We start from the raw sequence: 16,467 nt of genomic DNA, 5'->3' as shown, positions 1-16,467 counted from the left end.
TTATTAGACCTTAGTTATTCAGCATAATTTTGAATATTTCATTAGTATGCTGCCTTGCTACTGTCATGTCCCAACCCGCTAACCCACGAAGTACGCTACGAACAGACTTTTTCATGGCGGCATGAATATCATCTTGTTTCTTCCAGAGATTAGAAACTAGCACTTCTGCTAATTCTTCATCTTTAAAAATGCCTTTTGTCCATGCTTCTGCTTCAGCATTTTCTACTTGAGTTTTTAGGTAGTTGAAAACAGCTATTTCACTTGCGGTTGTAAACCCGACATCTCCAGCTTGGGCATCTTTATTCCTAACTCGCTGAGAGAAAAGCTCAAGTTGCTCTAAGAACTGTGCTTGTTCAATCCTGCCTTCCTTTTCATCTTGAAGTAGCTTTTCTAACTCTTTCTCCAGATCTCCAAAGAAACCAGGGTCTTTGTTTTTACCTGTGTTAATGGTGTGCTTAAGTTGGTTTTTCATTACCAAAGCAGCACTACCTACACCTTTTTGCTTTTTCAGTAAGTCCATGTCAGCAGCATCTAGAATAGAGATTTCTCTATCTAGTAAGCTTTTTACTGGGCTAGCTTCTATATGTTCGTCAAGCAGCTCTTTTAAAATGGCAGTTTCAGCTTCTGTTACACGTGCTTTATCTGCAAATTCAGGTAACTTTTGGCGAAGTGCTAATTTGATTTCGTTAAATACAGCAAAGTAAGGTTTGTATGGAGCACCTCTTTGATCGGGCAACACAATATCAAGCTTACTGTTAAACTCGGCCAGAGCCGCTAAAAAGTCTTCAACGATATCTAAGCGTGTGTCAGGGTCTAAATATAGATCAGCATCTTCTTTATAAGCTTCTGCTTGTTTAACTAAGTTGTGTTTCTTTGGCAAAATATCTAGCACTTTTTGCATAGCGGCTTTTAGCTTTGGTAGCTCTGCTTCTACGTCTGTCCACACCTGTTCGCGTTTAACATCACCAGCAAATATTTTTAAAGCCTCATCAAGCGCTTCTACTATGCCGTAGTAGTCCATGATGTAACCTGCTTTCTTACCTTTACGCGTTCTATTAACCCGCGCTATTGCTTGCAATAAGGTGTGTTCTTTAAGAGATTTATCTAAAAATAGTGTATTAACAATAGGCGCATCCCAACCTGTTAATAGCATATCTGAAACGATAATTAAGCCAATATTGTTTACTTTAGCTTTCTCATCTTCCTTATTTTCTTTCTCATCACCATAAGGCAATTTAAACAGCTCATTAACTAGCGTAGAAATATCATCCATTGGTACACAAACAGGAGTTTTTCCTTCTTTCACTTCACGCTTAACGCGCTCTTCAATAGTCTCTAACTTTTTCTTAAGACCTTTTTTATCAGCTTTTTGTTGCTCACTCGCCCCAGTGCGCTTTTCAGTCATGCTATTAAGTGAGATAACAACACGGCTTTCAAACGTTGGTAATCCGCCTTTAACCCTTTCCTCCATCAAGACATCAAGAGTGTCTTTGTATTTGATAGCCTGCTCACGGCCATCACACACTAGCATCCCTTTAAAACCACGTGCTTTTACTGATGTTAAAAAATGCTCAATTAAATGTTTAGCATTTTCAGTAATACGCTCTTTTGCACCTCGACGTTTTTTCAGTAGCTGTTGTTTAAGTGCTTTTTTACGCTCAGGCGGCTCTTGACCAAACTTATCATCAAATTCTTTTTGTAAGTTTCCGTCACTAAACCAGTTACTCATGCCTTCTAAATATTTAATCGGCAATGTTGCACCGTCAGCCACTGCCTCATCGAGTCGGTAAGTATCAATGTAGTCGTTACCACCAAACTCTTTTAGGGTGTTTTTATCATCTTTCGCAAGAGGTGTTCCAGTAAAAGCGAGGAACTTGGCGTTTGGTAGACTCGCTCGCATAAATGCAGCTAAGAAGCCATATTGTGAGCGATGTGCCTCATCAATCATCACGATAAAGTTGTGTTTGGTAGAGAGCACTTTAAAGTCAACTTGCTCTTCACTTATTGCTTTCCACTTTGCTTTTAACGGCTCTCCATCGTCAGCAAATTTACCAATGTTTTCGTTATTTTCTTTAATTATCCAATAGCTTTCTCGACCTTTATCATCTTTTCTTAAAACACGACGAACTCGCGACTTTAGACGTTCAATACTGTCAGCACTTTCTGTTTCCTGAGCCGCCTTAATGGGTTTACCATCACGCTCTTGGAATTTTTGAACAGTCGAGGTAAATACCATGCCATAGTCATTTCCAAGTAAAGTTTCTAAGCCTGATACCGAGTTTGCTTTACTCGCTGTTATGCCAGCTACATGGTCAATAGTGTTAAATATTTGATTATCTAGATCGGTTCTATCAGTAAGAATGAGGATACTAGGATTATCAAACCCTGAAGCTTCAGCCCTTAGTAACCTTGCCAACATAACCATAGTAAGCGATTTTCCGCTACCTTGGGTATGCCAAATAGTTCCGCCTAGTTGCTCACTAGGATGTTTAGGATCTTTGCCATTCAGTCTGTTTAAGGTTTTTTCAACGGCTCGCCATTGCTGATAACGAGGCAGCTTTTTGATGACAGTGCCATCTTCTAGTTCATATATAGGATAGAAGCACACTAAACGTAGAAAGCGGGCAGGCTCAAACAGTGCCCAAATAAGCTTGTCTTGTTCGGTAGGTTGTTTACCTAATTTGGCCTCAATTTCATCTAGTATTTTCTTTTCTTCAGGGCGCTTAGGGTCAAACTTATAGGTTAGGTAAAATTGCTCTGGTGCATAGATTGCACCGTATTTTGCAGCGGTACGATTTATGGCTGCACATACCATATTAAAGGCAAAGTGTGGTTTGAAGGTATTAATGTAACCATCAATTTGCGCAATTCCCTTTTCTAACTTAATACTGCTTTTTTTACATTCAATAACACCTAAGGGCATGCCGTTGATGAATAATAAAAGGTCAGGCTTAAACGGGTCACCGTTAGCATTTTTACCAACATATTGATCGATAACATGGAAGTCATTTTCTGATGCCGATGCTTGATCAATAAAACGGATACTCTTATGGGTTCCATCTTTATCTTTAAGTTGTAGATCACTATGAAACAAAACTTTTAACCAAAATGCCTGATTAGCCAACATTAGATTAGAACTTTCATCAAGCCAAATGCCCCTTAGCAGATTAATCGCTAGCTTTGTTCCATTGGTAATATCAGCCAACCAAGGGTTGAGCATAAGCAAGCGATTAGACAGCACATCTTCTAATATTGGAGCATCAGTTCTATGTTCCTGATTTATGCTTTTACCCTGCAAATGGGTGTAGCCCAATTTAACCAACCATGCGATAGCAGGTTTTTCAACACCAATTAACTCTGGTTGATTATTGCTTTGTTGTGATTCGTCTTGTTCCATATTTGTAACCCATTCCTTTTAACTATGCTTCAATAGTGGCTTGCCCTTATGCGGCCTTATTCAGGTTGACACGCCATTCACCAGATAACAGCTTTTGCATCAAACCTTTGCTATAAACAGTTAATTCCTCTTTTTGCTTTCTCAGAAGAAATAACGTCTGGTCTACGGTATCTAAAATCGATGCGATTTTTTCTTGCTCTTTAATGCTATTTGGGAAACTAACTTGCTCTTTATGTACAACATTTCTATTTAAAGTCGGAACCCCTGTCCCTGTTCCATGTTTAGCTAGTCCGAATTGTTCTAAAAAGTAGAAGCAAAACTTAGCATCATTCCCGTAAAAGTTTTTTACATAAAGTGATGTATTTAGAGGCCAGAACTCGCCTTTAGAAAAGATAACCTTACCTATGGTGCCAGAACGTCCTGTAATTATTCCTGGCCCTTGGGCCATAGATTCAGAATGTGTTCCAACAACACCATTTGAACCAATAATTTCAACTTTTCCTGCATTTCTTTCTTTAGTGGGTAAGTCATATCCTCTTTTTAATTCTAAAAATTCAATAAGGTTTCCTGTCTTCCAGCATGCAGGCTTTCCTGTTTCTTTACAAAACTCAAGATGAGAAATCCACTCGCCTTGTTCATTCTGAGACCCAACCCCTTCTAAGAATAACTTTTGTGTTAAACCTTTTTTTAGCTTGTGTGTATTCTTAATTTTTCTATCAATTAAATCGACTTTCTGACTAATAGAAGAAAGTATATCAGCAATCTTTTCCTGCTCAGCAATAGATGGAATAAGTACAGACATTTTAGCAATCATGTCGAGGCGAACAGAATCTACAGAACCTTTGGCACTCATGCGCATGACACGGCTGTAAAAATTGTGTCTAAAGTATTCGTAGAAGTAGCGACCTAAAACATTATCTTTAAAGTTATGAATGTTATAAACCCTTTGGTGGTAATGAATTTTACCATTTACGTAATGATAAATTTTTCCTACGCCAACACCATCACCAGAGGTAAGGACTCCTTCCCCATCAAAGGAATAACTGTTAACTCTTTCAATGGTATTTGAACGAACATAAAAAGGGTATTTACCGCCTTCTTCTTTGTCCTGAGTGTCACCGGAGCCTGTTTTTATATCCGCAATGTCTTCAATATTCGCAACAATCCAACCTTCAGGAATATTTTCAATATTATTCCCCAGCATGGCTGCTCTCCTCATTAAAGTTGATTGCAGATAAGTGCTGCTTTAATATTTTGTCTAGCTCAATTATTTCTTCATCGATTAATTGAAGGCTTTTTAATACAGATTTAACATCAATGATCTTTTCTGGTTCAGAGGTGTCAATGTAGCGGCTGATGTTTAAGTTAAAGTCATTTTTTTCAATTTCACCCATTTCAACAATACGAAGATATTTTTTAACTTCAATTTGTTCTAATAGTGTTTGAGTTTGCTCTTGCGTTTGTTCACCTGCTTCAACTAATTGCTCTACGGCCTTGTTGAATCGAGAGGTAATAGTTTTGATGTCTGTATCGCGCAGTTTATTTTGATTTTTACCTTCTTCAAAGCTTTCACTAGCATCGATAAATACCACTTTATCTTTAAGTCCTATAGGTTTATTTTTGTTGATTAAGATTATTGCGGCAGCGATACCTGTGTTGTAAAACAAGCCTGTTGGTAAGCCGATAATACCTTCAATTAAATCACCTTTAAAATCATTAACGCCTTTAAGCATTCCTTTGCGGATTTTACCGTCAGCGCCTTCGCGAAATAACACACCATGCGGTACAACCACCCCCATACGACCATCTTCTTTAAGACTTGAAACCATATGCTGCACAAAAGCAAAATCTGCCTTTTTACGTGGTGCAATACCATAGCTAAAGCGACCATATGGATCTTTTAGCTCTTCATTGTATTTAGGTGGTATATCTTTTACGTTACCGTCTTTATCCGTTTTTGTTTGTTTATTCGCTTCTAATGGCGTCCACCAATCTAGGGCTGAAAATGGCGGATTAGCGATCACTCGGTCAAACGAAAGTATGCTATTGCCGTCTTTGTGTTTTGGATCTACTAAAGTATCGCCACGCTCTAACTTGGCTTTCATGTTATGGAGGAATAGATTCAGTTTACCTATCGCCCAAGTACCGAGGTTTCGCTCTTGTCCGTAAAGCACACAGTTTGGCTTGCCGTATAATGTGCCATTTGGCTTTTCAGCTATGTGACGGGCACTTTCAACCAACATACCGCCACAACCAAATGTTGGGTCATAAATCTCATGACCAGGCTGAGGGTCTATTAGTTTAACAATTAGCTCTACCACACCATGTGGGGTATAGAACTCACCGCCTTTTTTACCTGCATCATCAGCAAACTGAGATATTAGGTATTCATAAGCATCGCCTAACATATCAGCTTTATATAAATTGTTATTGCCTAACTTATGTTTGTTGAAATGTCGTAATAAACGTTGTAGTAAATCGTTGCTTAAGCGCTCTTTATCACCAAATTTAATTGCCGTTAAAACACGCTCTAAGTCAGGGTTTTGTGCTTCAATTTCTGCAAAAGCTTCATCGATACTTTCACCAATGTTTTCAGTCTTTTTAACAATTTTGTCCCAACGGGCATCTACAGGTACAAATTCGTTCGCGTAATCTTCTTCAATAATTGCAATGGCTTCAGCTTCAGTACAATTTTCTTTTTCCATTTCTTGCGCAATACGCTCAAGAAAAACATCGTTTAAGCGTTTTAAAAAGATAAGGCCAAAGATGTAGTTTTTAAAATCTGAACTGTCGATGCTGCCGCGCATAATATCTGCGCTGTCCCATAACCAGGTTTCTAATTTTTCGAGAGTTAATTTTTCATGTTGCGTCATTGTATTGTGTCCTTTTTATTTGGTTCCGTTACTAATTAATGAGAAGCAACATTATAAGTTGCTTATACTACTAACTTATTGAAATTTATTCAGTAACGATGTTAACTTTTGTTGAGACTGCTCAAAGTTTACTTGGCAGCTATTTAATTTTTTCAGCTCTTCAGCCATATCGAATTTTTCAACTTCAATATTCTTATGAATGTATTTAGCGATATTTAATTCGTTATTGTTAACTCTAATTTCAGGTATAAATACTGCTCTGTAGCGTTCATCATCAGCAAGCTTACCTGAGGCTAAATCTGCTATTAACTTTGCATCTTCTTCTGATATCTCGATGTTGTTTCTATTAAGTGTGCCTATCTCACTTGCATCGACAAAAATTACAGGGGAGCCAGCAGGTTTATTCTTATTAAGCACTAATATAACGGGTGAAATTCCGGTGAAATCCAGTATTGATGCTGGTAAGCCAATAATTGCTTCTAATAACTCATTCTCTAATAAGTATTCGCGAACCTTAGCATCGTAACCGCCTCTAAATAAAAGCCCTTGAGGTAACAATATGTACCCTTTACCAGTATCATTAAGGTTACTTAATGCTTGTTGGATCCATAAACTATCACCAGAGTTGGCAGATACTGTATTGCCTGTTGGTACAGTAATAAAAGGTGATTCAGCAAGTCTACGACGATCTTCAGCCCCAAATTTTAGAGCCATTGGTGGCTCCATTACTACTAGATCAAAATGTTGCTTATACCCAAAGCCTGATTCTAAAAGCGAATCACCAGAAACTAGCTCAAAATACTTATCTTCTATGGTTAATAAGCGATAAGCCGTAATCCAAGTGTTTTGGTTTTTTTCTTCTAAGTAGAACTTTCCTGCATTTAAATTTGAAGCAACTCTAGCTAAACCGCAGACTCCGTCATACAGAGACTTGTCACTACAGTCACCCACTAGCGATGTAAAAATTCTTTCCATGTTAAGATTGGATGCAATTCCCACTCCCATTTTTCCTGCATCATTAGTAAAGCCTCTTAATAACTTGGCAAGCAAATTTAAATCAGAAACTTCTGCTATAAACGAAATAGCTACACTGAGCACTCGGGTATCAACTCGATACTGATTTGGAGCAGCACATATTTCTATTGGATGTTTATCTTCTAGAGATCTTCCTGCTTCTATCAACATTTCGAACTGTTTTGCTTGACCTGTATTCACAATTGTTTGAAATAATTCAGGTGCCTCTTTTGCAATAAAAGCAACATGGGAAAATAACTCAATCAGGTGTGTTATATCCATCGAGCCACGGCACTCTTGCATAGCAAGCCATAACTGTTTTTCTAAGTTCTCCATTATGCTGCTCCTTGCATTAGTTGGCTGATACAAGCTGTGGCAACCTTCTTTTGTTGTGCAGCCAAGTCTAGAGTAGATTTATAAGCCTGATTACTTGCATGGAACAACTCTGCGATCTCCTGTTGCTTCTCCAATGTAGGTAATTCAATTTCAAGATTCTTAATACTTGATAGGCTGATGTTTTTTATTGCTGCACCTCTGCTGATGCTATCAAGCAAATTTTGACCTTCCGGGGAGTTAAAGTAGGCTACTAATACTTCTCCAACTAATTTGTCTTTGTTTGGTCTTAATAAAATAAAGTTGGTAGAGACGATAACATTGAGGTTTGCTATTTTAGCCGTAACATAACCTGCTCGGATTGAGTTACCTTTTGAAAGAAGTACAACATCGCCTTCTTCTAATTGAAAACGCTGAATATCTTTGCCCTCTTTGATGGTAACGTTGCTAAGTTGTTGCTCAACAATTTCACCATTTAGGTTTAAAGAGCTTCCTGTTAACAGGTGAATTATATTTTCATCCTGCTGCTCACTCTTTTCAAAAAGAGCATTTGTTGCACCTGTTATTAATTCCTTACATAATAGTTCGATAGTTTTCATTATTACCTCCATTCGTTTTTGCTGTACGATCTGTTTGTTGGGGTGATATTAGACTATTAGCTTAATACTACGCAAGTAGTTTTTGAAATTATTTTATATCGTACTGGCCATACGAATTTATGGCCGTATCTTTTTTGTTTGGTATCCTATTGATTTAAAATGAATAAATAACTTATCACTGGATATCACGTTTTATCATAATAATATCAATTTTATTTTTCTGCTCCTTTCATAAGATTCAATTAGGCAATCAACTAGGAGTAAAATAATGTCTGTTCAAAATAATAATCACAAAGCTAATCAAGGAAATAATAATAAAGGCACTTCAGGAAATAACCCTGCCAATGCTAAAGTACATGGTAATAAAGGTAAGCAAATGAACCCCAACCAGAAAAAGTAACTGGTAATGGAGAAGCAGGTGGTTATTCACCTGCTTCATTTTAAGGATAATTATGGAAGCAACAGCAAATCCCAAAAAGAGTAAGCGGAAATTTAAACAGACCAAGCAGTTAGTAAGGTTGGCGTTAAATGATGGTTGGACTCAAAACGAAATCAGAGATGCTTGTAGGACTCAACAGTCTGTTGTAAGTGCATGGAGTAAAGGAACAAAGCTTGGGACAGAGGAAGCGCTCAAGCCACTTCTTGAAATTTACGGTCATAAATTACGACGAAATTCTTTTCGAGTTTATTGGTGCATTGATCCAGAAACCAAGAAAAAGACTTTCCATAAAGTTGAAGGGAAGGTTGTTATAAACCAAGTATTTTATGATCCTAGAAGATCAGGGTACAAATTAATTAAGAAGATCCCAAAACAAAAACTTGTAGTTCATCATCAAGGTGAAAACAAGTTTAGAATTATTTATCAGAGCCGCCTAGCATTTCAAAATTCCAATTTAGAGTTAGAATCAATGGTTGAAGATGCAATTTGGGGTTCAATCATTTCAAAACAGTATGAATTATCTGAGTTGCTTAATGTTATTGATAACTATGCGGAAAAATCCTTAGCTGAATATCCAAGTGACGCAAACACATTACCATTCATAACCCGACAAGCATTACTAAATCATGGCTTTGCAGTTAATGGGGTTGTTGAATACCCTGCTGTTTGGTAAGTTTAAGAAACCCAAATAGGAAGTTGGCACCTTAACGCCAAAACATGTGGGTAACCACAACCGTTTGAAGCACCAATTTCGGTAAGCCCTGTGAATAGCCAGTTCGCTACCACAGCGCTATTCAAACAATTTGAGGAGCATATCGTTATTGCTTTGAATTAAGCTAGGCCAAAGGTACTGCTGATTAGCCGAATAATAACATGTGATACGGGATAGGGTGGGCAGAAAAGCCAGCCGTCACTTTTGTGGCCGCTGGCCTTTTGTATTAAATACCAATACGACACTAAATAATTAATACAATAATAAGTAAAGTGGATAATTAAGTTGTTAAAAGTACAAGAAGATGAATCTATCCACAGTATTATTTATCGTACTCATATTATTAATGGCGTTTCTGATTTTTCAAATATTATTACAACTAAAGGTGGCTGGGCTTCATTCCCTAAGATTTTAAATAATACTATTCATTTATATAAGCCAATTGAAGATTCAATCATTCTTAATTTACTAAGGGATATTGGACTTGCAAAAATTACAGACAAAACATTCGATGAACCTGTTGCTTACAGAGATGATTTAGAGAGGTTTTTTGGGAAAAACAAGGATAAAAAAAGAAATAGTACAAGTAGCTCATCAATAAAATATTGTCCTAAGTGTATCAAAAAGCATATTCAGGATTTTGGTTATGGGATAATCAATGTTACATGGTCTCATAACTCTTTTTGTCCCATTCACAAAACTGACCTTTACATCGCCAAGCCCACAAACCGTAATGAAGCTATTGTAGCTCTAGGTTACATCTATAGGGGCGTTCACCCTAAAGTTTACGAAGGGCCTAGATATAGAAGCGAATATTTTCATGATTTTAGGAAATATAAGCATGAAAAAAAGTGCGATTATATTGCTCCTTGTTTAACCGACGACCTTAAAGAGTTCATAAAAGCAAATTGGAAAAATTTTCCTAAAGGTCTGTTAGATAAAAATTATGCATCAGAAAGTTACCTCACTGAGCCTTACATGATGAATCAAATCTACGAATCAGCCAAAAAAAGTAAATATAAGAAATTCAGAGATTTCTGGAATAATTTTGCAGAAATTAAACACATATATACTGGAGTTATAAACCGCAAAACAATAACCGAAGAAATATATAAAAGCACTAAAGTAGACTGCCAAAATTGTAAGCATTTACGTTGTTTCTCCAATTTAGCAATTATCCCCACAAGATCTGATGAGCGCTTAACAAAGAGGTGCGAAGTTAATCGATGGATATTGTTGGATTATCTAGAAAAGATGGGCATTTCAAACTATAGCAAGCGTCAGAAGATTATTAACAAAATGTCTTTAAAACAAAAGATGAAAGCTTTATCAGACTTTAAGGGAAAGGACTTTTATAGAAAGTATAAAGTAGCTTTAGAACATGCAAAATTTGCATACGCTGAACCATACTTAAGGTGGCCTAAAGATGACTAGCCCTCTTACGGGCAAACTTTAAGGGAAATATTAGAGGTTGAGGGCTAACTTAATTGTCACTACACAAAAATGTTAATTTTTAATTGCACTAAATCAGCAACTGAGTTTTTTATTCGAACAATCAAAGGTCAAAAATACTCTCCTATTGAACCTGCAACACATAAAACGATAGAGGCATCAATACAGGCACAGCAGCAAGAAATAGAAGTGGGCAGCAACCTTAAAGATTGGCATTGGTTAGTGCATGTAATTACCGTAAAACGTAAAAAAACAATTATTGTAATGGATTATCACTCACGTTTTTCGATGACTTTTACCGGATTAAAAAAAGGCGATGAAATTGCCTTTTTGAATATGTTTGATCATCATTTAGGTTTGCATGTTCAACAACTAATGCAAATGGTTATTGATGATGAAGACTATATTGAAGAGAGCTTAGACCATTATGCCGCGGCTCATTCAGGATGTACTTTTCATCAACGTGGTGACCGATCAGTACAAGCAACCACTAATGATGTTGCTTGGTATTTTGACAATAATGTTGATGAAAACGATTATATTCCACAAGACTACGAGTTAATCAAATTTGATGGTTTTGTTAATCAACTATTAAGAAAAAACAAAAATCAGAAAGATTACTTTTCTCCCCACCATGAGTTTTTACGTAACTGGCTAGTTGACTATTCAGACTGTAGTGATAAAGAAATAACCCAAAAAATCAACCAATTTCAGCAAGACGAATTCGATTTTTATCAACAAGCTTTAAAAAATGACGAATTAGAAACAGAGATTGATACTGAGGAAACAGAGCAATCATTACAGAGTAATTCAAGTAATGTAATAAACCTTGATGCCTTTAGAAAAAACGCAAAACCAGCAAAAGAGTAAGCTTTCTTTAAATATCACTTAATAAAAACTAGCCCTTTCTAGTTAAGGTATTCAATAAATCAAAAAAATGGCGCTAAATTAGCGCCATTTTATACTGTGCAATATAGGTGTTATATCTTTGATATTACTTTGTTTTACCAATAACAATAAGTTGATCGGCTTTAACATTTTCTTTTATGCTTTCAGTACCGTCACGCCATCTTACTTTTATTGATTTAATTTGTTGATTTTTACCTAAACCAAAATGAGCAATATTCAATACACTTTGTGAATGTGATGCGCTAGAAGAACCAATTAATTTAAATTGTTGGCCTGTAGCCGTAGTAATTGTAACTTTAGCTCCTAGTGGGTCTATTCCAGTTTCAGAGTAGCCAATATGAGTAAGAAGATAATGGCTGCTATCGGTTAATGCGATATCATTACGATACATGTGCCATTTTCCATTGTCGTCATCACCACTTAAAATATCGATTTTTCCATCTAAGTTATAGTCAAATGCTGTACCCATATCGCCGTGTGAATCTAAGCCAATTTCGGTTGTAGCGCCATGTTCAATAACGGTTTTAAATCCACCTTTACCGTTGTTTAGTAACATAACATCAGCTACTCGCTCTCTTAACTCACCAAAACGATATACGAAGAAATCTGTATTGCCATCATTATCAAAATCGCCCGGTGTAACTCCCCAGTTGTTACTCAATGCTTCTGGTGGTAGTTGATTAGATAGATTAACTAACTTACCATTATCATTACGTAGTAATACATCAGGAATACCTCTATTTTGTGGTGTCCAGTCTGGAATGTATCCACTTAATCCAGTGATAGAAGAACGAATATCCCACGCTAATTTTTCTGTCAGCATCCACTCTAATCGCCATTTTCCTTCACCTAAGTAACCCAAATACCAACCTGTATCTGTAATTTCTTCAGGGAAACCAGCTCCTTGCTCTTGAGTAATTTTAACCTCTTCAGTAGGTGTTTTAAGTGGTGTTTTATTTTTACCGATAAATACCGGCATAGCGTCCATAATTTTACCGAATGGAAAATGATAGAAGTCTGTTAAGCCGATATCTTTATCTGCTAGTAAAGTAATACCATCATGGCTTTTTGAGCCTTGGTCTCGAAGATCTAAACGACCTTTCTCTTCATTAAAAGAAATACTGTTATCCGCAATAGTGTAGTATAACTTGCCTCTAGCTAAGTAATAATCGAGATCGCCATCATTATCAATATCGGCTTGTGCAACAGAAATAACTCCAGGGTAATTATTTGAATCTGCTGGAAACATATCGTCTGTCGCATTAGTGAAGCTAAAATCGCCATTACCTATTAATAATACCGATTTAGCATAACTATTGAAGGCGAAGAGATCAGGGATGTTATCATTGTTAAAATCGGTAATTAATACGCGTTCTGAATCTATTTCTTCAAATGATGGGCTTGGTACATAAGTAAATGTGCCGTCTCCGTTGTTTGCAAAAATGATGTTTCTAGGTAATTCTTCATTGATCATTTTTTCTGCATTTTGCTGAAGAAAGTCTAAGTCACCATCGTTATCTAAATCTACCCAGCGCACCGATCGACCACGGGCTCCCATTTCAGAGATTCCTGCCTCAACCGTTACATCAACAAATTTTCCGTTGTCATTTCTCAGTAATCTTTGTGGTGATGGTTTTAAGCCATTACCGCCACCAACAGATAATAAAATATCGTTATCGCCATCTTGGTCGTAATCGCCAGAAGCGATCCCATGTAAGTCTACCTTAGGAAAAATATCTGGATTTTTTGCATAGGTGCCATCTGCGTTTGATAAGTATAACTGTACAGGTGTAGCGTTATGATTAGTTAATAAAAAGTCATAATACCCATCATTATTAATATCTGATATTGATGGTCCACCATATTTCCAACGAGCTTCTGTGATCAAACCAATTTGCTGTGACACATCAGTAAAACTAGGCGTTTTTTGCTCAATTGGAGCTGCCGCTGCTTCTATTTCTTTGTTATCACCACAACCAATCTGGCTGAGACATACACCACCTAATAAGGTAGCTTTTAGTAACGTCATTTTCATATACATTCACCTAATTTAAAATTCACAAAACAAAAAACGACATATAAATCTTCCGTTTAGTGTTAGATCGATTACTCTGTTTAGCCAAGTATCAACGGACAAAGGATTAATTTAAGAAAAAAGTTACTTCATCAATCCCTAAAATTCTTATCTAGTCGATAATACACGATACAAGCTACATTGTTAACAATTAACTTTACTGGTGATTTTTGGGTTCTATATATAATCTTGCTAGTTTGAAGGATCGGGACTTAAGTTTTTATAGAGTCATAAAAAATGGAGCATAATTGATAAAAATAATTCATATTTTACTTACAATTAAACCAAGGTAATCGTAAACGTACAATGATAAAAACGCCTTAATATAAAAATAATTAAGGCGTATGAAATTGATTAACAGCCTCTGTTCAAGTTAACACTGTAGAGTTTTTATTCTTTCAATTTTTTAAATTTATAAACAAATCGATCTGTTTTTCCTCTTGTACTAGGTGCGAATACACTGGTATTTAAATCATCATGGCTATTACGTAAGTAGAAAGCTTCTTCTACTAATTCAAAGCCTGCTTCTTGCATTTGATACTTAACAATATTTGGATCAATTCTATGAATGTCGTTTGGTGCATTAAATCCAGAGCCTGCTAGCGCAACATGATCAATAATCACGATTTGTCCGTCATCTTTCAAGATACGCTTTATATTGGCTAACGCCTTTTTATGATCTACTACCTGCTCTCTAACTTGTATAACTTTTCCATCATTAATACGGTGTGTAAAAAACATGTCATGATAATTTAATGCAGTAAAAACAAGATCTACGGATTTATCTGCCATTGCCATATCGGCAATTTCAATTTTGTCTAAACGTGTTACATTTTCAAGCCTGTTGTTTTTAGTACGTTCGGTTAAACCTTTTTTAGCAAACTGCCAAATAACATTATCATTCTGAGCATAAACTTTGCCATTAGGTCCTACAGCCATAGAGAACAATTCGGTATACCATCCACCACCTGCAAATAAATCGATAACTACATCGCCTTTTGCAATATCAGTGAAATGTATAATTTTTGCTGGCTTTCTAATCGGATCTTTTTCTAAATCTTCTGTTGGCCTATTTTTATTGGATAGTAGTTCATTTATTTGAATGTTATTTAATCTATCAAACGCGAATGCTGAACTAAACGTAGAGCTTAATAAAAGTATGCTTAGCAATTTTTTATACATTAACATCATCATTTCCAGTAACTATTAAGTTGAATGACTAGTAAATCATTTTTTTATTTAAATGTAGTTAAATTATATATTTCAAAATGTTTCATTCTATACCCGTAACCATTCAAGATGCAGGTTTCAGTGGGAACTAAAAACAATTTAGGCACAGATTTTACGTTCCAAACAAAATCTAAGGTCTACATCCATGTATGCAAGGCATTAAGTTTACGTCATGGTTATTCTCGGTAACTGCTCCTGCGTTACCCTAATGTCCTACATCCATGTAGGAACCTGACTAAAGTTAATAACGAAGTATAAATTGTTTTTAGACCCATCGAAGAAGCGCTTGATTGGCTACGGGTATATATCGCTCTCTTGTTGTAAGTTTACCTTTACATTGGTTTTAATGCCTTTTTATCAAAAAATTTTGGGAAAAATCACGACAATCAGTACTTCAACAATAAGCTATATAATCTTAATTCTGGTTATCTATTTTCTCGAGCGGTCATATTTATCCTTCTATAGATAGATACCCGTTACCACTCAAGGTGCGAGTTTCAGGACGCCAGAGCAGAGCATGGTTAAGACAGGCTTTTGATTAACAATACAAAAAAAGCCCATTGCATTAACTTAATCTTAACGACTTATTAAAATGGAACGTCAACTATTTTTACAGCAACAATTTGACTCAATAGATGAAAAGCTCATATATCATTGTTAATAAAAGCTTTTATTTTTATGGCTTATTTTATGCTAGTATACATTTAGTTGTTGGAATATTTTTTCCATAAAATTTGAGAAAGTGAGAAGTAACATGATTTCTAAATTATTAAGCATAGCGTTGACTATTGTTGTTTTATTTTCCGCAAGTAACGTACATGCAAATTTAATATCAGGAGAAGTTTATTTAGACGGAGCTGGTGAACGTTGGGAATACGTAAATCTTTTTGATTTAGTGGGTAACAATAACCCAAAAGGTGAAGAGTCTCCTCATTGGAGCGATGCTGACCCTGTGAATGGATTAGAGGCAGCAGTTTACTTTTTAGGTGGTAATACTAGTGATTATGCTTTAGCAGCCTTTGCATTATCTTTTGATATATCAACAATAAGTGCAGGTGCAAATATTGTAAACCATTTAGCTTGGTATGATGGAAACCTAAATGCGGTATCAAGACTTGCTGAAAATGTTACAGCCGATGCTAATGGCGACAATAAATACGATAGCAATGCAGATGTTTCTGTTTGGGTTGATGATCGCGCTCTGAGTGGTGATTATATTAATTACATTTTCAAAAAGGTAGCTAATGTTCCAGAACCTTCAACATTAATTATTTTTGCAATTGCATTGTGTGGCTTAAGCGCTCGACGCTTTAAAGCTCGTATCTGAAAATAGTACTATATTTAATTCTATTTAAAGGCGATATTTTAAAATATCGCCTTTTTTATTTTCCTCTTAATATTAAAACTCCTTACTAAATAATGACAAACATGGATT

The 16,467-nt window shown here is 36.0% G+C and carries 12 protein-coding genes; 5 read left to right on the top strand and 7 right to left on the bottom strand.

Annotation, left to right across the window (positions count from 1 at the left end; genetic code table 11):
* Positions 1 to 10: 10 nt before the first annotated feature.
* The 5 genes from AC0L5Q_RS14000 to AC0L5Q_RS13980 all read right to left on the bottom strand — a co-directional run bounded on the left by AC0L5Q_RS14000 (position 11) and on the right by AC0L5Q_RS13980 (position 8,216).
* Positions 11 to 3,397: a type I restriction endonuclease subunit R gene (locus AC0L5Q_RS14000; RefSeq protein ID WP_473609826.1), complete on the bottom strand. Its 3,387-nt coding sequence runs from the start codon at positions 3,395 to 3,397 to the stop codon at positions 11 to 13.
* Positions 3,398 to 3,443: 46 nt separating this feature from the next.
* A complete protein-coding gene (locus AC0L5Q_RS13995) occupies positions 3,444 to 4,601 on the bottom strand; it encodes a restriction endonuclease subunit S (RefSeq protein ID WP_473609824.1) in 1,158 nt (385 codons plus the stop codon).
* Positions 4,588 to 6,270, bottom strand: a complete 1,683-nt coding sequence (locus AC0L5Q_RS13990; RefSeq protein ID WP_473609821.1) for a type I restriction-modification system subunit M — start codon at positions 6,268 to 6,270, stop codon at positions 4,588 to 4,590. The genes AC0L5Q_RS13995 and AC0L5Q_RS13990 overlap by 14 nt, the downstream gene beginning before the upstream one ends.
* A 75-nt stretch (positions 6,271 to 6,345) precedes the next feature.
* The gene (locus AC0L5Q_RS13985) at positions 6,346 to 7,620 is read right to left on the bottom strand and encodes an N-6 DNA methylase (protein ID WP_473609816.1); all 1,275 of its coding nucleotides are present in this window, start codon (positions 7,618 to 7,620) and stop codon (positions 6,346 to 6,348) included.
* Positions 7,620 to 8,216 (bottom strand): restriction endonuclease subunit S, encoded by a 597-nt coding sequence (locus tag AC0L5Q_RS13980; RefSeq protein ID WP_473609813.1) that lies wholly within the window; start codon positions 8,214 to 8,216, stop codon positions 7,620 to 7,622. Before AC0L5Q_RS13980 ends, AC0L5Q_RS13985 begins: the two co-directional genes overlap by 1 nt.
* 268 nt (positions 8,217 to 8,484) lie before the next feature.
* On the opposite strand from AC0L5Q_RS13980, the gene AC0L5Q_RS13975 reads away from it, so the two are divergent.
* From AC0L5Q_RS13975 to AC0L5Q_RS13960, 4 genes are all read left to right on the top strand, one after another.
* On the top strand, positions 8,485 to 8,616 hold the full coding sequence (locus AC0L5Q_RS13975; protein WP_473609810.1) for a hypothetical protein: 132 nt from the start codon (positions 8,485 to 8,487) through the stop codon (positions 8,614 to 8,616).
* A 52-nt stretch (positions 8,617 to 8,668) separates the two neighbouring features.
* Positions 8,669 to 9,328 carry a hypothetical protein gene (locus AC0L5Q_RS13970; RefSeq protein WP_473609805.1) on the top strand — a complete coding sequence of 220 codons (660 nt, stop codon included), beginning with the start codon at positions 8,669 to 8,671 and terminating at the stop codon, positions 9,326 to 9,328.
* Between the two features lie 324 nt (positions 9,329 to 9,652).
* A complete protein-coding gene (locus AC0L5Q_RS13965) occupies positions 9,653 to 10,801 on the top strand; it encodes a hypothetical protein (RefSeq protein WP_473609802.1) in 1,149 nt (382 codons plus the stop codon).
* 69 nt (positions 10,802 to 10,870) lie between these two features.
* Positions 10,871 to 11,689, top strand: a complete 819-nt coding sequence (locus AC0L5Q_RS13960; protein ID WP_473609798.1) for a DUF6933 domain-containing protein — start codon at positions 10,871 to 10,873, stop codon at positions 11,687 to 11,689.
* A gap of 124 nt (positions 11,690 to 11,813) precedes the next feature.
* Here the strand turns inward: AC0L5Q_RS13960 and AC0L5Q_RS13955 are convergent, their stop codons facing one another.
* The gene (locus AC0L5Q_RS13955; RefSeq protein ID WP_473618310.1) at positions 11,814 to 13,757 is read right to left on the bottom strand and encodes a CRTAC1 family protein; all 1,944 of its coding nucleotides are present in this window, start codon (positions 13,755 to 13,757) and stop codon (positions 11,814 to 11,816) included.
* A gap of 435 nt (positions 13,758 to 14,192) precedes the next feature.
* Positions 14,193 to 14,984 carry a class I SAM-dependent methyltransferase gene (locus AC0L5Q_RS13950; RefSeq protein WP_473609794.1) on the bottom strand — a complete coding sequence of 264 codons (792 nt, stop codon included), beginning with the start codon at positions 14,982 to 14,984 and terminating at the stop codon, positions 14,193 to 14,195.
* Positions 14,985 to 15,786: 802 nt separating this feature from the next.
* Here AC0L5Q_RS13950 and AC0L5Q_RS13945 point away from each other — a divergent pair.
* Positions 15,787 to 16,359 carry a PEP-CTERM sorting domain-containing protein gene (locus tag AC0L5Q_RS13945; RefSeq protein WP_473609790.1) on the top strand — a complete coding sequence of 191 codons (573 nt, stop codon included), beginning with the start codon at positions 15,787 to 15,789 and terminating at the stop codon, positions 16,357 to 16,359.
* Positions 16,360 to 16,467: the final 108 nt, after the last annotated feature.

Source organism: Pseudocolwellia sp. G5-9 (genome assembly GCF_055808995.1).
This window is presented reverse-complemented; position numbering and strand designations above follow the sequence as displayed.